Source organism: Dactylosporangium sp. NPDC000244 (assembly GCF_040300725.1).
Classification (GTDB): domain Bacteria; phylum Actinomycetota; class Actinomycetes; order Mycobacteriales; family Micromonosporaceae; genus Dactylosporangium.
Genome location: NZ_JBEPEH010000045.1, coordinates 34695 through 52575 on the forward strand (window position 1 = coordinate 34695; position 17881 = coordinate 52575).

A 17881-nucleotide genomic window follows, 5' to 3' on the forward strand; every position below is an offset into this window, starting at 1 on the left:
GCCGCGGGAGCGGGACCGGCACCGTTTCCGGGGTGTGGGTTACGCGGTGGTGCAGCTCACCGACGACGGCGCGGTGCCGTTCGCGGTGAAGCCGTAGGTCGTCGAGGCGCTGGCCCCCAGGGAGCCGTTGTACGTCTCGTTGCGCACGGTCACCGGCGAGCTCGAGGTGACCCGCCCGTTCCACAGCGACTGGATCGTGGCGCTGCCGCCCGACCAGGTGGTGCTCCAGCCCGAGATCGCGGCCGTGCCCGAGTTGCGCACGGTCACCTCGCCCTGGAAGCCGCCCTGCCAGCTGTTGATGGTGCGGTAGGTCGCGGTGCAGCCGGCCGTGCCGCCGCCACCGCCCCCACCGCCGCCTCCGCCGCCGCCGTTGATCGACGCGGAGAACGCGGTGACGGCGAGGCCCTGGCCGCCGATCCAGGGCTCGAAGCCGGCCTGGATGCTGGTCAGGTACCACGAGCTGGTGGCCTTGCCGCGGGAGATGACGTCGGTGATGAAGTTCTTGACGTCGAAGCTCCAGCTGGTCATCGCCGACGGGGAGACGTAGGAGACCACGTCGTTGCCGCCGTTGTTGCCCTGCCAGACCTCCCACGACTTGCCCGCGACCGTGGCGGTGCCGACCCGGCTGCCGACGGGCTGGATCGAGCCCTGCCGGTTGAACCAGATCATGATCTCGGTCGCGTTGACGCCGTTCGTCTTGGGCGTCGGGTCGAGCCAGATGTCGTACGCGGCGTCATAGGTGGCACCGCTGACGAAGTTGTACGTGATACTGGTCTGGGCGGTGCTGATCGCGCTGATCTGCATCGGCAGGTTGGTGCCGGGCGAGCAGTTCGAGTAGTGGCAGCCCACGTAGATCGCCGGATACGAGGCCGGCGCGCCGTTGGTCGGCTTGTTCGCGTTGATCTGCGAGATCGAGAAGCCGGTGCCGGTCACGTTGATGCACTGGGTGGCGCTGTTGCCCCAGTTGTTGTTCATGACCACGTACCGGCCGCCGATCGTGGTGGACCCGTACGTGTCACAGATCTGGGTGTCGGCACCGGCCGGCGATGCGGGTCCCATCACCGCCACCAGGCCTCCGACGACGAACAGGCCGGCCGCCGCGACTGCGCGCAGCGCTTTGCTCATGGTGTTGCCTCCTTGCCTCGGTTGGAGCGCTGAGCGGGAGCGCGCTCCTGGAGGCGGACGCTAGGCAACCTGACCCGGGACGGCGACAGAAGAGCGTCACATTACGTATTGCCGCAGCTCAATAGGGGTGACAGTAAGTGAAAGGTACACCTGGTCCAGTGAGGGTTGTCTATGCGATAGCGGGGTGTGGACTGGCCCTCGCGTTGTCCGCGTGTACCGGCGGCCACGACGATCCCGCACCGGCGCCCACGGCCCCGCCGTCCCCGGCCGTGCAGCGGCTGCGACCGGGCACCCACGTCGAGGTGACCGCGGTGGTGAGCCGCGTCTACGGGACGCACGCGTTCGTGGTCGAGGACGCCGACCTGCCGCCGACCGGCCAGCTCGTCGTGTCGGAGGCACCGGTGACGGTGCTGGTGCCCGAGCTCGTCACGCTGTCCGGCCTGGTCGAGCAGCTCGACCAGGCCGCGCTGCGGCGCTACGGCATCGGCGACGCGGCGCTCGCCGTGGTCGTCATCGCCTCAGCCGTGCGCGACTACCCCGGGGAGAGCCCAACCGCCTGAGCGCCGCCGGATCGGCGGCTCAGGACCGCGGCTCAGGACTGCGGCTCACGACTGCGACTCAGGACTGCGGCTCACGACCGCGGCTCACGACTGCGCGAAGGCGCGGCGGGCGGTCCGGGCGCTCCACCGTCCGTCGCGGTGGTCCACGTCGATCGCGTGACGGAACGCCGCCGAGATGTTCGCGCTCGTCAGCACGTCCGTCGCCGGGCCCGCGGCAACCACGCGTCCGTCGGCAAGGATCAGCGCGTGCGTCGTCGTCTCGGGCAGCTCCTCCAGGTGGTGCGTCACGAGCACCGAGGTCAGCCCGGGATGCGTCCGCGGCAGCACGGCGATCGTGTCCAGCAACTGCTCGCGCGCGGCGACGTCCAGACCGGTCGACGGCTCGTCGAGCAGCAGCAGCCGCGGCTCGCCGATGAGCGCCCGGGCGATGAGCGTGCGGCCGCGCTCGCCCTGGGACAGGGTCGGCCAGCGGTCGCCGACGCGCCCGGCGAGGCCGAGCAGGTCGATGAGATCGTGTGCGCGGGCGCGCTCGGCGGCGGTGGGTTCCCAGCGGTTGGGCGTCTCGACGGTGCCGGTGATGCCGGTCAGCACGACCTCGGCGACGGTGAGCGGCGAGCGCAGCGGATGCCGGGGATTGACGTGACCGATGGCGCGCCGGAGCTTCTGCAGCTCGACCCGCCCGAGCTCGTGCCCGAGCACGTGAACGCTCCCGGTCGTCGGATGCGTGACGGCGCCGCAGAAGCCGAGCACGGTGCTCTTGCCGGCGCCGTTGGGACCGAGCATCGCCCAGTGCTCACCCGCGCCGACCGCGAAGCCGACGCCGTGCAGGATCTCCTTCCCCTCGCGCCGGAAGGTGACCTCACGCAGCTCCAGGACGTTCACATGTACTCCTTCACGCCGTCGATCAATCCGTAGGACGCGGCCACGGCGCCGTCCGCGTCGCCGGCCCGGATCGCCCGGAGGATGGCCGCGTGCGCGTCGCGCACGCCGGGATCCTCGGGGAACACGGCGGTCTCCTCGATGGACTGGTTGATGACCCCCTCGACGGCGTCGAAGAGCCGCAGCAGCAGCGGGTTGCCGGAGGCCACGACCACGCCCCGGTGAAAGGCGGCGTCGGCGGCGACGTACCCGGCCCGATCGCGGCGTTCGTGCGCCAGCGCCCGGGCCGCGAGGGCTCCCTCGAGCGCATCGACCGCCGCGGGGTCCGCGCGCCGGGCGGCGATCCGGGCCGCGGCCGCCTCGAGCCCGCCGCGCACATCGAGCACGGTGGTCAGCCCGGCGTCACGCTCGTCGCGCACGAGCACGCCGGTGATCTCGTCGGTGGCGCGCACGTAGGTTCCGTCGCCGACGCGGGGCTCGAGCAGCCCGGTGATGCTGAGCGCTCGCAGCGCCTCACGCACCGTGCCACGGCTGACCCCGAGCTCCTCGGCCAGGTGGTGCTCCCCGGGGATCTTCTCGCCGACGGGCCAGCTGCCGTCCTGAATGAGCTCGCGGAACCGCTCGGTCACCTGGATGACGAGCGGCGCCTGCCGCACCAGACCACGCACGCGGCGAGTGTACTGCAAATGTCGAACATTTACACCGGTGGCCTCGGCCCCCTCGCCGCCCGATAGCCGGCACCCATACGGCGGGCGACGGCGGTCTTACGTGGGGTGACTGCGACAGGGCGCGAACTGCGTGCGGATGACGGCGGCCACACGGTGAGCGGGTGAGCGGCGGCGGGGTGAGCAGCGCACGGCCGACCTACGGGCGGGCGGCGCCGTAGGGGCGAGCAGCGCGCGGGCGGGCGGCGGCGTGGGCGTGGGGCGAGCGGGCGGGCACGGACGGCGACGACGGAGCGGCAGACGTCCCGGTCACCGGCCTGCAGACGAGCGCCATGGCCCTCGCCCCTGCAGACGAGCGCCATGGCCCTCGCCGGTCTGCTCATGATCGGCCTGGGCCTGCTCCTGCTCCGTCGCCGCCGCCAGTCCTGAGTGGCCTATCCCGACGACCGCCGGCTCACCATCTCCGCGATCCAGACGGGCGCGTACGGGGAGGTGCAGTTCGGCGGCGTCGGGTAGTCCTTGAGCACGCCGAGCCGCTCGCCGATGGCGATGGCCCGCGCGCGATGCTCGGCGTGGTCGATGCCGATCTGGGCGAGGCAGTGGTTCATCGCCCACTGCAGCCGCTGCGGCGCCTCGCGCATCTCCGACTCGATCACGTCGAGCAGGGCGGCCAGGTCCAGGGACGCGGGCGCCTTCGAGACCCGCTCGGTCGTGAGGGCCCAGCCCGCGCTCGCGACCACGGGATCCGCGTCCGAGAGCCAGGTCAGGCGGAGCGACTCCGCGTGCGGGCTCTTCTTCACGGCGTAGTTCACGAGCCAGTCGTGCACCTTCGGGCCGCCCGTCTCGCGGACCATGGCGTCCAGCTCGTCCGCCGCGAAGGCCTTCGGGCGGCAGACGAGCAGGGCCAGCAGCCGGGCCGCGGTGTCGCCGGTCCGCCAGAGCTCGCGGGCAAGGTCCTGCTGCGTCTTCAGGCGCTTCGCGACCTCGCGCAGGCGGCTCAGGTTCACGCCGTGGTCGTCGCCGCGCCTGGCGTTGGCCTCGCGGATCTTCGGGTCCTGCAGCGCGTCCAGCTCGGCCATGACCTCGGCCAACTCCGTCTCGCTCACGAGCCGGACGGTACCACCAGCGGGCCCCCGTGACCGGGAATGCCCTTGTCGTGCGGGATCGGCGCGTCCGGGGCCGTCGTCGTGATGTCGTGGGCGCGGGTCTGGGCGGCCACGTTCTCGTAGTACGCCGACACCGTGGACAGGGCGGCGCGCACCGCGGACAGCAGCTCGCCGCCCGCCCGCTCGATGACCGCCGACTCGTGGAGCTCGAAGGCGCGTACACCTTCCAGCACCGCGGATTTCAGGTCGCGCAGCAGCCGCACGTCGGCCTCGGCGTAGAGCCGGCACAGGGCGGTCACCCGGCGGTGGTCGTCGCCGGACCGCAGCAGCTCCTTCACCACCGGCAGGGAGCCGTGCACCAGCGCGTCGGGCGCCACCTGGGAGTCGTACGCGCGGACGTCCTGGTGCGGGTCGCAGAAGCCGACGGTGTGCTGCCACAGCCCGCGCAGGTCGTCCTGCAGCAGGCCGTCGAGGTAGCTGACGAGGAACCGGCGGTGGGCCTCGAGGACGTACTGCGCCTTGAACGGGGTCAGCTCGCGCGGATCCTCGCCGGCCGTCGCCTCCGCCGACGTGAAGCCGTAGTCGGCGCTCAGCGCGTTCTCCATGCCGGCGAGCAGGTACACGAAGCGGACCCACATGCGGAACAGCTCCTCCAGCGGCACCGAGTGCAGGCCGGACTCGGTCAGCACCACGCCCCAGCGGGCGCCGAAGCGCAGGCGGCGCAGGTGACCGATTTGGTACATCGCCAGCTGGGCGTCGATCTCGGCGTGCGCGTGGTGCAGCACCTTGCGGTAGGCCGCGGTCGCGTCGAGGCCGGCGTGGTTGCGGATGATGTGCGGGCCGCCGATGTGCAGGTGCACGAACTCGGTGACGTCGAAGACCGCGCCGCCGACGGCCATCCAGTAGCCGGCCTCGGGCGTGTTGTGCCGCGCGAGCTCGGACACGTCGAAGCGCGGGCCCTGCTGGGCGTGGCCGAGGTACGTCGTGAAGACGTCCTCCCCCAGCCGCCCGTCCGCGACCAGTTGCCGCATGAACTCGCGGCCGTCGCCCGGTGCGATCTCGGTGAGCGCCTTGACCACGGCGGCGGCGAAGGGCGCGCTGCCGCAGACGTACACGTGCGCGCCCCGGCCGCCGTCGGCCACGGGCCGGAGCAGCTCGCGCAGTACCGCCGCGTCCTGATGAATGGCGTCGTCGACCCGGCGGCGTCGTCCGGCCCGCACGGTGTGGCTCTTGCCGTCGAACGCGACGGACGCGTCGGCGCGGGAGAACGCGACCTCGAGCCGGAGCCGTCCCTCGGCCGCGGCGGCATCGAGGGCGGCGTGCTCGACGAACTCGCCGGGCGTGCGGATGCCGAGGTAGAGGTGGCGCTCGCCGGAGTCCACGAAACCGAGGAACGGCGCGATGCCGGAGCCGGCCGCGAACATCACCACGGGGACGGCGGGGTCGGCGGGCAGGCGGAACCGGGGCGTGGGCACGATCTGCAGCGAGATGCGCCGGCGCCCCTCGGCGGCGGCCCGGCGCAGGAAGTGCGAGGCGGTGCCGAGGCGTTTGCGGGGGTACGACCACGGCGTGCGCGCCGAGTCGTACTCGAGTCCGGTGACCACCAGCCGCAGCGTGGTGGCGGCCCGGCCGGGCGGCGGGGCGGAGGCGATGGAGTACAGGCGGAACGGCTCGGGCGGCACCACCTCGCAGAACGCCTCCGGGTCTCCGGGGTCGGCCTTCCACAGCCGGGTGACGTCGTACCCGCCCGCGTACAGCAGGTTGAGCACGTCCCACAGCTCCCACTGGTCCTCCATGCGGGCGTCGACCACCCGCTGCCAGGAGCCGACCGCGGTGAGCCGCGCGAGGCGCTTGGCCACGGCCCGCCCGACCGGCCGGAGCTTGGCGAAGCGCAGCAGGGTCCGCAGCGGCAGCACGTCGACGTCGCCGTAGCCGTGCCGGCAGGCGACCGCGGCCCGCCAGCGCGGGGTGAGCCCGACGAGCTCGTCGCCGGTGGCCTGCAGCGCGGCGACGGTGCGGCGGACGATCTCGTCATCGTGCTCGGCGAGCACGCCGACACGGTCGCCGGGCTGGTGGTGCACCCCCTGCCCGGTGACGTCGAGGTCCAGGTGGCACGTCCAGGCGCCGGACTCGCCGGTCACCACGCGGCCGCGGCGCGCGGTGCCGAACACCACCGGCGGCCCGACCGGCGGGCGGCGCTCGTCGCGCACGACCGCCAGCTCGCCGTCGACCTTGTCCCAGGTGCGGTCCTTGAACAGGCCGGTGAACCGCGCGCCGGTCGTCACCTGCCGTCCGACCTTGAACGCGACCTCCAGGAAGCCGTACGCCTTGATGCGGTGCAACCCCATCCAGCCCCGGTCGCCGACGTAGGCGTCGAGCACCGCGTTGTAGATGCCGCGCAGCGTGCTGTTGCGGGTGTCCTCGATGTACTGCCGCACCGACACCTCGCGCAGCGCCGCCACGAGCTCGCGCCAGTGCCGCGGGAAGAACCCGGCCAGGTAGGTGCTCTGCTGCCCGACCAGCGAGCCGTAGTCGCGGCGCTCGAGGAACGCGTCGATGGCGTGGACCTGCGGCTGCGCGGTGCCGCTCGGGCTCGGCGCGCCGTCGAAGATCGGCACGCCCGCGGTGCCGACGGTCTTGGCCCACAGCACCTGGTCGAGCGGGTGGCGGCCGCGCGGGTTCGGGTCGATCCGGGGATAGACGGTCTGGGTGACGTACTGCAGCCGGTCGAGGATCACCAGCAGCGCCCGCTCGAGACCGGCCGGGTCGTCGGCGACCACGGCCTCCTGGGCCTGCAGCATGGCGCCCAGCACCGGCGTGAGCCCCATCGCGAACTCGGTCGTGACCAGGTAGAAGACCCGCTCGGCGGCGTTGTCCCAGGTGGGCACGAGCAGGTCCATGTTGGCCAATGTGCGGGGGCCGGCCGGGTCCCGCAGGCGCCAGTTGTAGAAGAACAGGTCGATGTACGACACCGCCGGCATCTGCTTGCCCAGCCGCCGCGAGACCGTCGTCCACGGCCGCAGCAGCGACTCGGGCAGCGCCGCCGGCGGATCGACGGCCATGTACTGGTACGCGTGCGCGAAGACCCCGAGCATTGTGGAGGCGCGCAGCAGGTACCGGTCCGGCAGCGCCTCGGCCCGCGCGTCGAGCACCGGCAGCGCGTCGAAGGCCCGGCGCAGCCCGAGCCGCCGGAACAGCTCCGGCAGCCGCCCGGTCATCTCGTCCCAGGCCCGGTGCGACTCCGGGAACGCGGTCAGCGGCGGCTCGACCGGCAGGAAGCCGTGCGCGAGGGACAGGAACCCGTCCAGCTCGTGCCCGGCCTGCCGGTTGTGCGCCTCGGCCGCCTCCACCACGCGCCGGGCGGCGACGGCGGGCCGCCCGACCGGGTGCAGCGCGGTCAGCTGACCGGAATCGATCAGCCCGGTGGCGTCCGAGTCCACGAGCGACCAGGCCAGCTCGTACCGCCCGATGCGCAGCCGGTCGCCGGGAGCGAGCACGCGCCGCGTGACCCGCTCGTCGTTGACGAACGTGCCGTTGGTGCTGCCGAGGTCGGTGAGCACGACCTGGTCGCCGTCGAGGTCCAGCCGTGCGTGGCGCCGCGACACGTCCCGGTCGTCGAGGACCACCGCCGCCGTGCCGCCGTCGCGGCCGAGGGTCGCCGGCAGGGAGCACACCCGCTCGGTCGTGTCGCGGGTGTGCCGGTCGGTGAGCCGCAGCCGGAGCTCAGGAATGGTAGATCACCGCACGGCACAGGTCGGCGCGCGACAGGGTCCCCACGAGCTGCCCGTCGTCGACGACGGGGACCCGGCGCAGGCCGCGGTCCAGCATGACGACGGCGGCGCGCGCCAGCTCGTCGTCGGGCCGCAGCGCCGCCACGTCCCGCACCACGAGCGGGTCCACGACCCGGTCGGCGAGGGTGCGGCCCCGCTCCAGGAACAGCGCGAACGCGTCGGCGAGGGTGCCGCCCGCCGCGGTCACGTCGTCGAACCCGGGCAGCATGGCCCGCACCAGGTCCTCCTCGGACAGCGCGCCCACGAACCGCCCGTCGTGGTCGAGGACCATGAGCTGGCCGACCTCGGACACGCTGATGACCTCGGCCGCCCGCCGGATGGTGGCGCCCAGCCGGATGTACGCCGGGAACGCCGTCATGACCTCGCTGACCAGCACGCCACCTCCCGAGAGATCCGCCTCATCAGTATCGTGACCGACCGGCGGGGGGAGATCGGGCTTTCGGCTCAGACCTCGCCGCGATTCGGCTCTACCACGGGGCGATGGTCCCGTCGTATTGATGGAACAGTCCCGTGGGGCCGTCGTCGGGCAGCGTCGCCAGCCGTACCGCCGCCGCGGCCGCCTCCGCGGGGTCCCCGTCGGCCGTGGCGGCGCGCGCGTTCAGGTCGGTGCGGCGCAGGCCCGGGGCCAGGGCGTTGACCCGGAACTCGGGCAGCGCCTGGGCGTAGAAGAGCGTGAGCGCGTTCAGGGCCGTTTTCGAGGAGCGGTACGCCGCGCCGCCACCGGCGTTGTCGAACTGCTGCTCGGGGCCGGGCGAGCTCCAGTGCAGGGAGCCGGTGCCGCTGGAGATGTTGACGATGCGCGGGTGCTCGGCCCGGCGCAGCGCGGGCAGGAACGCGTTGGTGACGGCCAGGACGGCGAACAGGTTCGTCTCGTAGGTGGCGCGGAACGCCTCGATCGTGGCGTCGGGCGGGGCCGCCCCGTCGACGAGGATGCCCGCGTTGTTGACGAGGATGTCCAGCTCCGGCACGGCCGCGGCCGCCGCGTCGATGCTGTCCCGGTCGGTGACGTCGAGCTGGATCGCGCGGGCGCCGCCGCCGATCCGCGCGGCGGCCTCATCCCCGCGGGCCCGGTCCCGGGAGCCGACGTAGACGGTCAGCCCGGCCTCGGCGAGCTGCTGCGCGATGTGGCGGCCGATGCCCTTGTTGGCACCGGTCACCAGAGCCGTGGAAAAGTTCATGGTGCGAGCCTGGCGCGGGGGCCGCCCCCGTTCCAGGCACAAACGATGCCTGGCAACGGAGGTGCACCCATGGCGCGGGCGGAGCTGGGACGGTTCCTGCGCGACCGGCGCGAGGCGCTGCGGCCCGGCGATGTCGGGCTCCCCGCGGGCCCGCGGCGGCGCACGCCGGGGCTGCGCCGCGAGGAGGTCGCGGGGCTGGCGTGCATGTCGGTGGAGTACTACGCGCGCCTCGAGCAGGCCCGCGGCCCCCAGCCGTCGCGGCGCATCCTCGACGCGCTCACCGGGGCCCTGCGCCTGAACCCAGCCGAGCGCTCCCACCTGTTCCGCCTGGCCGAAACCGCACCGGCCGCTCCCCCGGGCCCGTCCCGCCGGGTGCGCCCCTACGTCGCCGGGCTGCTGAACCGGGTCGACGCGGCGGCGGTGGTGACGTCGGCGGCGTACGACGTCATCGCCTGCAACCCGCTCGCCTCGGCGCTGCTGACCGGTCTGCGCGCCCAGCCGAACCTGGCCCGCCGGCGGTTCCTGGGCGGCCCGGTGCACGGCGGCGGCGCCGAGGAGTTCGGGCACATCGCGGTCGCCCGCCTCCGGGCCGCGGCCGACCGCTACCCGCACGACGCGCACCTGGCCGCGCTCCTGTCCGATCTGCGGGCCAGCGAGGAGTTCCGCCACGTGTGGGACCTGAACCCGGTGCGGGCGCCGGGCCACCGCTCGAAGACCCTCGCGCACCCGCGGCTCGGCCCGCTGCGCGTCGACTGCGACGTGCTGGAGGTCCCCGACGACGACCAGCAGGTCGTGTTCATCACCGCCGAGCCGGGCTCGCCGTCCGCCCGCGCCCTGCGGGAGCTCGCCCGCGGCGCCTGATCCGGAGACCGGACGCCGAGCGGCGGTGGTTCCCCCGGGACGGGCGGGGTAGCGCGGGCATGTGAACGGCATCGGCTTCCTCACGGTCGTCGTCTGCTCGGTGGCCATCTCGGCCATGGCGAACCGGCGTGGCTGGCCGGGCCCCCTGATCGTGGTCGCGGTCGCCGCACTGGTCGCGTTCCTGCCCGGCCTGCCGCGGATGGAGCTGCCGCCGCAGCTGATCCTGGCGGTCGTCCTGCCACCGTTGCTGTACTCGGCCGCGCTGGAGCTTTCGTTCGTCAGCTTCCGCCGCGACCTGTTGCCCATCGCCTCGCTCGGCATCGGCCTGGTCATCTTCACCGCGGTCGCCGTCGGGGTCGTCGCCTGGTCCCTCCTGCCCGCGCTGACCGCCGCCGGCGCGCTCGTGCTCGGCGCGGTCCTGGCTCCCTCCGACGCGATCGCGGCGGTGGCGCTGGGCCGCCGGTCCGGCGTGCCCGGCCGGATCATGACGATCCTGACCGGGGAGAGCCTGGTCAACGACGCCGTGGCGCTGGTCGCCTTCCAGCTCGCCGTCGCCGCGTACGCCGGCTTCCCGCCGTTCATCCATCAGCCCGCGCTGCTGGCCGCCTACAGCACGTCGGCGGGGGTGCTCGTGGGGCTCGCCGTGGCGGTGCTCGTGCACCTCATCCGGCCGCGGCTGCACGATCCGGCGCTGGAGACGGTGCTCGGCGCGGTGGTGCCGTTCGTGGCCTTCCTCGCCGCGGACGAGGTGCACGCCTCGGGGGTGCTGGCCGTGGTCGCCGCCGGATTCTGGATCGGCCACCACAGCGCCGACGCGGCCTTCGCCACCCGGTTGCAGAGCCGGCAGGTGTGGCGCACCGCGGATCTGGTCCTGGAGGCCTTCGTCTTCGCGTACATGGGCCTGCAGGTCCCCGTCATCCTGCAGACCGCGACCGGTGACGGCGTCGGCCCGGGCCTTCTGGCCGGCACGATCGCGACCGTGCTGCTGGTCGTGGTCCTGGCCCGCCCGGTGTGGATCACCGCGATGATGCGGATCACCGGACGGCGCATGCCATGGCGGTTCGCCGCGGTGCTGTCGTGGTCCGGGATGCGCGGCGTGGTGACCCTCGCCGCGGCCGGCGCGATCCCCGCCGTCACCGTCACCGGTGTGCCGACCGCCGACCGCAACCTGATTCAGGCCACCGCCGTGTCCGTCGCGGTCCTGACCATCCTGTTGCAGGGGGCCACGCTGCCCTTGCTGGTGCGCGCGCTGCACCTCAGCGACGCCGCCGAGCGCCGCCGGGCCAACGCCGAGCTGGCCCGGGCCCTGCGGGTCGCCCGCCAGGCCGCGCACGAGGTCACCGCCCAGGCCTCCGCATCCGGCGACGGCATCGAGGCCGCGGCCCTGGCGCTGATCGAACGCCGGGTGGCCCACGTGCTCACCGCGACCCCGCACCACCTCGCGGACCTGCGCGAGGCCGGCCGGGCCGGGCCGACCACGAACGAGCTCGTCCAGCAGATCCTCGCCCGCCAGCGCCAGGCCCTGATCCGGGAGCGGGACCTCGGCCGCCTCGACGACGAGGTGCTGCGCGCCGTGCTGCAGCAGCTGGACTACGAGGAGGCCGCCGCCAGCACCGACCTGCGGACCCGGCTGTGACCGGGCTGGTGACCGGGCTGGGTCATCCGGCCGGGGCGCCGCTGCCCGGGTCCGGAAGCGCCACCCCGCCCGCGCGGCCGAGCACGGCGGTGAGGCGGGGCCGATCCGCCGGACGCGTGAGCACGACGAGCACCGCCCGCCCCGGCGGCACGGCCCGGATCGCCCGCTCGATGCTCGCGTCGGACAGGCCGGCGTCGTGCACGCCCGCCGCGGTGGCCGCGACGACCGCCCCGGCGGCCAGGCCGAGCGTCGGCCACCCGGCGAGCGTGCCGACGACGACGCCCCACGCGGCCCCGGCCAGCGCACCGTCGAGGGCACCCAGGTCGCGGGTCTCCAGCTCGTGCAGGCGGTACGGGCGGCCGGCCCGGTCGCCGGGCACGTCGGACCAGGCGACGACGGCGTCGTCGAGGCGGATCAGCCGCCGCTCCCGCAGGCGCAGCACGGTGACCAGGGCGTCCCGGGCGCGGTCGGCCGTGTCGAAGGCGTAGACGGCCGGCCGGTCGGATCGCCGCGCGCCGGGCCGTCGCAGCCGCCCGGCCAGGGGCCGGTGGCGCAGCTGCCAGCCGGCCAGCAGCCCGATGAGGGTGGACAGCAGATGCCCGAGGCTGGTGAAGGTGCGGGCGTCGAGGAACGGCAGGACCACGAGGGCGAGCACAGTGGGTACGAGCACGCGCCGGGCCCGCACCGGCAGGCTGCAGGCCAGGGCGGCGGCCACGGCGTGCAACCCGTAGCTGGTGCCGACGTCGGCGGCGCTCGCCACGGCCGGGCCGAACCATGCGCGGCGCAGGCCGACCTGGAGCACCTCGTACACCAGGCAGCTGGCGATAACGTGGGTGAGCAGGAAGACCTCGGCCAGCCGACGCCGCCCCCACAGCAGCTCGGCGGCGCCGGTGAGCAGCAGCAGCGGCAGGACCGTCAGCGGCCCGACCCGGCTCTCGAACACGAACGCGCTGGTGAGCAGCGTCCACACGCGGTGGCGCTCCAGATTCGCCACGTTGGTCGAGTTCGCGGCGACGATCCGCGCGCGGGCCTGCGGTCCGGCGAGGTCGAGCGCGAGCTCGATGCCGACCACCACCAGGACGTACAGCGGCGCCAGCCGCAGCCGGGCCGCCGCGGCCAGAACCACGCGCGTGCGGGCCACCGGTCCCCGGGACGCGGCGAGGTCGGCGGCCAGGTCGCCGCCGGGCAGGTACCGGGCCGGCACCAGGGCCGGGCGGTCCTCGCGCAGCCGCCTGCGGTGGAACACTCACCGGTCCCGCGGCCTCGGACCGGTTCCCCGCTCGTCGGCCGGCCGGACCCGGTGCCGGACGCGGGCGAAGAGCCGGTTCCGGGCCGCGGCCCACCGCCGCACCGCCAGCCGGAACTCCGCCGACGGGCCGGCGCGGCCGCCTGAAGACAGCCGCGACCAGAGCGCATCGCCGTGCGCATGCCGCATGCGGTGCTCGTACTGCCGGGCCAGCCGCGCCGCGACCCGCAGCGCGGCGACCGCACAGGCGAGCCAGAGCACGGCGAGAACGAGGACGCCGATCAACGTTGCCATCGGTCTCACCTCAGTCCGGCGCGCACCCGTCGGTGCCGGCCGGCGTTCGTCACCGGCGGCGGGTCCGCTGGTGCTGGTTCGGGCCCGGCCCGGCCGCCGGTGCGGGCACCCGGGCCGCCCGCCGGCCCGTCAGCGGCCAGAAGGCGACCGGAGCGGCCGCGAACAGTGCCAGCGTCACGCCGGTGAGCGTGCCGACGAGATGCTCGCGGGACGGCAGGCCGCCCACCGTCACGACCTCGGTGGCGTGGTAGGTGACGAGGGCCGCCGCGAGCCAGCCGACCCGGCAGCGGACCGCGGCGTACGCCAGCAACGCCACCACCCCCGCGGACGGCCCCGCATCGGCGAGCCAGGCGTCCTGGAACCCCAGCCCGACCGGCGGGCCGGCCGCCAGCCACAGCGGCGCGGACAGGGTCGCGAGGCTGTGCCCGGCGATCGCGACGGCCACGGTACGCCACGTGCCGAGCACCGCTTGGGCGAGGGAGAACACGATCAGCACCTGCAGCACCGCGAACCAGAACGGCAGCAGTGCGGCGGGGGCGAACATCGACAGCGGCAGCCGGACGACGACGCCGGGCACCGGCTCGTCGGGGTGGGTGACGGCGTACCGGACGATGAGGGCGTGCCCGGTCTCCGTCCGCGCGGCGAAGCCGAGGACTGCCACCATCAGGGCGGCGGCCGGGCCCAGCCACAGCCGCCCGTACCGGCGCCCCTGCACCGCCTCGATCGCCGGGCCGAACAACGCCCGGCACTGGGCCGCCAGCCGGAGCGACACCGGCCGCACCACGCTCACCATGCGCAGGGAGCTACCCGCCGTCGCGCCGGTCAACCCACCCGGTGGACCGGACGAATCCGTTGCCGCGGCCCGGTTCGGCGTGCGTACCGTCGGAGTGGAGGAGGTCGTGATGGTTGCCGAGCAGAGCGTTGTGGTCGGCGTCGACGGCTCCGCGCCGAGCCTGCACGCGGTCGACTGGGCGGCGGTGGACGCGGTGCGCCGTCGCCGGCCCCTGCACATCCTCTACGCGATCGCGTGGCCGCCGGCCTACCCGCCCGCCGCCGCGCCGGTGCCCTCGCCCTACGAGGTGCGGGAGCGGGAGAAGGCCGCGCAGACGGTCGCCACGGCGGCGACCCGGGCCCGCGCGGCCGCCCCCGACGTGCGGATCAGCACGTCCATGCAGGCGGACCCGCCGACGGTGGCGCTGCTGCGCGCGTCCGGGCACGCCTGCGAGGTGGTGGTGGGCAACCGCGGCCACGGTGGCTTCGCCGGGCTGCTGCTCGGCTCGGTCGGGGTGCAGGTGGCCGCGCACGCGCCCTGCCCGGTGGTGGTCGTGCGCGACGCCGACCGGCCGGCCGGGTCCGAGGCGGGCCGCGTGGTGGTCGGCATCGACGGCTCACACGACGCCGGCGACGCGCTGGGGTACGCGTTCGAGCACGCGTCCGCGTCCGCGTCCGGTCTGACGGCGGTGCTGGCGTACCGGTGGCCGGGCTCCGTCACGAGGCCCGACGATCTGCTGCCGCTGACCTACGACGCCGACGACCTCGCCGCCGAGGAGGAGCGAACCCTGGCCGAGTCGGTCGCCGGGTGGCGGGAGAAGTTCCCGGACGTCGACCTGCGCACCAGCGCGGTGCGCGGCCGCGCCGCCGGGGTGCTCGTCGAGCGGTCGGCCGGCGCGCGGCTGCTGGTGGTCGGGTCCCGCGGCCGGGGCGGGTTCGCCGGGCTGCTGCTCGGCTCCGTGTCCCAGGTCGCGATCCACCACGCGGCCTGCCCGGTGGCCGTGATCCGGCACGCGGCGCGGGAGTCGTCGTGACCGGCGACCCGCGGCCGCTCCGGCTCACCCGGGCTCGGCGTCCTCGTCCGGCTCGGTGCGGGCGATCAGCACCGGGCACTCGGCCCGGTGCAGCAGGCGCAGGCTGACGGATCCCAGCAGCAGCCCCGTGAACCCGCCGCGGCCGCGGCTGCCCACGACGACCAGCCGCGCCCGCGCCGACCGGTCGCTCAGCACGTCACCCGCCTCGCCGGCGACGCCGTGGCACTCCCACCGCACCCCGGGAAACTCCTCGGCGGCCGCGGCGACCCGTGCCGTCGCGGCCTCGGCCAGCGCGCGGGTGGCCTCGGCCGTGTCGTGCAGCAGCGGTGGCGACCCGAGCGCCGGCGGCGACAGCGGCGTCTCGATCGCTCGCACCGCGATCAGGTCGTCGCCCCACCGTTGGGCCTCGGCGAAGCCCAGCCGCAGCGCGGCGCCGGCCGAGGCCGAGTCGTCGACGCCGACGAGCACGCCGCCGGACGGGTCCGGCCGGCCGCGCACGACCGCGACCGGACAGCGGGCGTGCGCCGCCACCTGTTGGCTGACCGAGCCCGCGACCGCGCCGACCGCCTGGGTCCGTCCCCGGGTGCCGACCACGAGCAGCGCGGCGTCGGCCCCGGCGCGCAGCAGCGCCTCGGCCGGATGACCGTAGACCGCCTCCGTGCGCACCTCGACGTCCGGCGCGACGACCGCGACGTCGCGGGCCCCGTCGGCGACCACCAGCTCGGCCAGCTCGCGCGCGGTGTCGGCGAGATCGCCGCGCGGGGCGAGGAGGGCCGGCACCCGCCAGTGGTAGGCCAGCAGGATGTCTACCGTCGCGCGCCGCCGCGCCGCGGCGGCCGCGGCCCATCGCACCGCCGCCGCCGAGGCCGGCGTGCCGTCGACGCCGACCACGATCCGCTCCTGGGTCATCTGGTCCTGTCCCCTCCGTGTCGGCGCCGGCTGTTTGCGGCGCGGGGCGGAGGTGCCCGGGTCGGCGCCGTTCATGCACGGCGACCGCGTCGGCCGGCCGCGGCCGACGGCCCGGGCCGGCCAGGGCTGGGCGGTGGCGGCGGTATTGCGGACCGGCCCGACAGCTGCCGTGCTGCGGAGGCGATGACATCCGGTGGATGTCACCTGCGGTAGGACCGGCCCGGTCTCAATCAACCACCCCGGCGGTGGTTTCGTCCTCGGCCCGACGGTTCGCGGGCCGGCGATGATCGGCGGCGCCGCCCCGTCCGGTCGCCCGACCCGATCCGTGTGACGCCGCCCGGGGGCCCGCTCATGTCGTCGCGCCCGGACCGGGCAGGCCCATCTGCGCGCTGAGCGGCGCCAGCACGCTGCGCAGCGCGGCCGAGGCGAACTGCCAGTTGTGCCCGCCGGACCCGACGAACTGGTGGGTGGGAATGCCGGCCTGCATCGCCAGCGCGGCGAGTTGCCTGGAGACGGCGGCGCAGCGGGGATCGTCCTGCCCGGCGGCGAACCAGAGGGTGACGCCGGGGTAGGTGTGGTGGGCGAGGAGCAGGGCGGGATCGTGGGCCGCCGGGGCCGCGTCCCGGCCGCCGTAGAGGGCGACGAGGCTGTGCTCGGGGCTGCCGAGGTTCGGCCGGGCGTCGCCGCCGAGGTCGACGGCGTGGCGGTAGATGCCGGGGTGGCCGAGGACGAGGTCGAGGGCGCAGGTGCCGCCCTCGGAGAAGCCGACGATGCCCCACCGGGAGGCGTCGTGGCGCAGGTGCAGGGTGCCGGTGATGAAGGCGGGCACGTCGGTGGTCAGGTACGTCTCGGCGTTGCCGCGTGGCCCGTCGACGCACTCGGTGTCGCCGGTGGCGGAGCCGTTCTGGTCGGCGACGACCAGCACCGGCGCCACGCCGCCGTGAGTGGCCGCGTAGGCGTCGTCCGTGGCCTCGCCGCCGCCGGCCTTCAGCCAGTTGATCGGTGTGCCCGGGGCGCCGACGAGCATGACCAGCACGGGCAGGTCGGCGCGGTGCGGACCGTAGTACGCCGGGGGCAGGTAGACGGCGCCGGGGCGGTGCGCGAAGTGCGACACCGTGGCAGGCGCGTCGAGCATCATCAGGGTGCCGCCGGCCGGCGACCGCGCCGCCGGGGCGCCGTCGAGGGCGCGCCGGGCGTCGGCGCCGCGCAGCGTGCCGTCGTGGCCGAGCATGTCGCCGGCCGTGGGCCAGATGCCGTACTCCTGGTCGATGAGCATGAGCGCGCCGACGACGGTAAGCGGGACCGCCGCCACGGCCGCCGCCCGGCGCCACGTCGCCGCGCCCCAGCGGGCCGGGCGGCCGAGAGCCAGCGGGCATCCGGCGATCGCGGCGAAGGCGGCCCCGATCCAGGCGGCGAAGCTCGGCGGGTAGGCGTCGGTGACCGTCCCGGTCGTCCGCAGGGCCAGGGCCAGGACCCCCACGGCGGCGGCGACGCCCAGGCCGAGCAGCAGCGCGGAGCGCCGGGTCCGGCGGTCCCCCGGCCGCACCCAGACGAAACCCAGGCAGAGCAGCCCGGCCGTCTCCAGCCCGGCGGCGATCGGCCGGTCGAGCAGCGGCACCCGATCGAGCGCGCCGACGGCGGCCAGCCACGCGAGCCCGGCCGCGATCACGACCGCAGCAGCCGGTGCGATCCGCCAGGGCCGCGAGCGCCGAGCGGGTCGCGTCGCGGTGGCCGGGTCGTCGGTCACGCCGCCGATCGTGGCGCGGGCGGCCGGGCGACGCGGGTGCGTGATCCTGGGTGCGACCATGATGCGCGCCCTCCGGGCA

The 17881-nt window shown here is 75.0% G+C and carries 17 protein-coding genes; 5 read left to right on the forward strand and 12 right to left on the reverse strand.

What is annotated here, in order from left to right; translation table 11 throughout:
* Window positions 1–39: 39 nt before the first annotated feature.
* The gene (locus tag ABT369_RS46435) at window positions 40–1125 is read right to left on the reverse strand and encodes a GH12 family glycosyl hydrolase domain-containing protein (RefSeq protein WP_350623027.1); all 1086 of its coding nucleotides are present in this window, start codon (window positions 1123–1125) and stop codon (window positions 40–42) included.
* Window positions 1126–1283: 158 nt separating this feature from the next.
* On the opposite strand from ABT369_RS46435, the gene ABT369_RS46440 reads away from it, so the two are divergent.
* On the forward strand, window positions 1284–1685 hold the full coding sequence (locus ABT369_RS46440) for a hypothetical protein (RefSeq protein WP_350623029.1): 402 nt from the start codon (window positions 1284–1286) through the stop codon (window positions 1683–1685).
* 84 nt (window positions 1686–1769) lie between these two features.
* On the opposite strand, the gene ABT369_RS46445 is transcribed toward ABT369_RS46440, so the two are convergent.
* Together ABT369_RS46445 and ABT369_RS46450 are read right to left on the reverse strand one after the other, a co-directional pair.
* The gene (locus ABT369_RS46445) at window positions 1770–2567 is read right to left on the reverse strand and encodes an ABC transporter ATP-binding protein (RefSeq protein WP_350623031.1); all 798 of its coding nucleotides are present in this window, start codon (window positions 2565–2567) and stop codon (window positions 1770–1772) included.
* The gene (locus ABT369_RS46450; RefSeq protein ID WP_350623033.1) at window positions 2564–3232 is read right to left on the reverse strand and encodes a FadR/GntR family transcriptional regulator; all 669 of its coding nucleotides are present in this window, start codon (window positions 3230–3232) and stop codon (window positions 2564–2566) included. The genes ABT369_RS46445 and ABT369_RS46450 overlap by 4 nt, the downstream gene beginning before the upstream one ends.
* 342 nt (window positions 3233–3574) lie before the next feature.
* Between ABT369_RS46450 and ABT369_RS46455 the strand changes: the two genes are divergently transcribed.
* A complete protein-coding gene (locus tag ABT369_RS46455; protein WP_350623169.1) occupies window positions 3575–3658 on the forward strand; it encodes an LPXTG cell wall anchor domain-containing protein in 84 nt (27 codons plus the stop codon).
* Between the two features lie 5 nt (window positions 3659–3663).
* Here ABT369_RS46455 and ABT369_RS46460 read toward each other — a convergent pair whose 3' ends face one another.
* The 4 genes from ABT369_RS46460 to ABT369_RS46480 all read right to left on the reverse strand — a co-directional run bounded on the left by ABT369_RS46460 (window position 3664) and on the right by ABT369_RS46480 (window position 9304).
* Complete coding sequence (locus ABT369_RS46460; protein WP_350623035.1) at window positions 3664–4335, reverse strand: DNA alkylation repair protein; 672 nt, start codon at window positions 4333–4335, stop codon at window positions 3664–3666.
* Window positions 4332–8009: an FHA domain-containing protein gene (locus tag ABT369_RS46465; RefSeq protein WP_502891914.1), complete on the reverse strand. Its 3678-nt coding sequence runs from the start codon at window positions 8007–8009 to the stop codon at window positions 4332–4334. The genes ABT369_RS46460 and ABT369_RS46465 overlap by 4 nt, the downstream gene beginning before the upstream one ends.
* Window positions 8010–8058: 49 nt before the next feature.
* A complete protein-coding gene (locus ABT369_RS46475) occupies window positions 8059–8502 on the reverse strand; it encodes a CBS domain-containing protein (RefSeq protein ID WP_350623037.1) in 444 nt (147 codons plus the stop codon).
* A 91-nt stretch (window positions 8503–8593) separates the two neighbouring features.
* The gene (locus ABT369_RS46480) at window positions 8594–9304 is read right to left on the reverse strand and encodes an SDR family NAD(P)-dependent oxidoreductase (protein WP_350623039.1); all 711 of its coding nucleotides are present in this window, start codon (window positions 9302–9304) and stop codon (window positions 8594–8596) included.
* 69 nt (window positions 9305–9373) lie between these two features.
* On the opposite strand from ABT369_RS46480, the gene ABT369_RS46485 reads away from it, so the two are divergent.
* Window positions 9374–10165, forward strand: coding sequence for a helix-turn-helix transcriptional regulator (locus tag ABT369_RS46485; RefSeq protein WP_350623041.1), 792 nt, complete (start codon window positions 9374–9376; stop codon window positions 10163–10165).
* Between the two features lie 61 nt (window positions 10166–10226).
* Window positions 10227–11801, forward strand: coding sequence for a cation:proton antiporter (locus ABT369_RS46490; RefSeq protein WP_350623043.1), 1575 nt, complete (start codon window positions 10227–10229; stop codon window positions 11799–11801).
* A 22-nt stretch (window positions 11802–11823) separates the two neighbouring features.
* Here ABT369_RS46490 and ABT369_RS46495 read toward each other — a convergent pair whose 3' ends face one another.
* From ABT369_RS46495 to ABT369_RS46505, 3 genes are read right to left on the reverse strand one after another with little or no spacing between them, the layout of a single operon-like run.
* Window positions 11824–13047, reverse strand: a complete 1224-nt coding sequence (locus ABT369_RS46495; protein ID WP_350623045.1) for a rhomboid-like protein — start codon at window positions 13045–13047, stop codon at window positions 11824–11826.
* Entirely contained in the window at window positions 13048–13341 is a 294-nt protein-coding gene (locus ABT369_RS46500) for a hypothetical protein (RefSeq protein ID WP_350623047.1), read from the reverse strand.
* Window positions 13342–13390: 49 nt separating this feature from the next.
* Window positions 13391–14113, reverse strand: coding sequence for a hypothetical protein (locus ABT369_RS46505; RefSeq protein WP_350623049.1), 723 nt, complete (start codon window positions 14111–14113; stop codon window positions 13391–13393).
* Between the two features lie 19 nt (window positions 14114–14132).
* Between ABT369_RS46505 and ABT369_RS46510 the strand changes: the two genes are divergently transcribed.
* Window positions 14133–15146: a universal stress protein gene (locus ABT369_RS46510; RefSeq protein ID WP_350623051.1), complete on the forward strand. Its 1014-nt coding sequence runs from the start codon at window positions 14133–14135 to the stop codon at window positions 15144–15146.
* A 24-nt stretch (window positions 15147–15170) separates the two neighbouring features.
* On the opposite strand, the gene ABT369_RS46515 is transcribed toward ABT369_RS46510, so the two are convergent.
* Window positions 15171–16055: a universal stress protein gene (locus tag ABT369_RS46515; RefSeq protein WP_350623053.1), complete on the reverse strand. Its 885-nt coding sequence runs from the start codon at window positions 16053–16055 to the stop codon at window positions 15171–15173.
* 349 nt (window positions 16056–16404) lie between these two features.
* Window positions 16405–17862, reverse strand: coding sequence for an alpha/beta hydrolase (locus ABT369_RS46520; RefSeq protein ID WP_350623055.1), 1458 nt, complete (start codon window positions 17860–17862; stop codon window positions 16405–16407).
* Window positions 17863–17881: the final 19 nt, after the last annotated feature.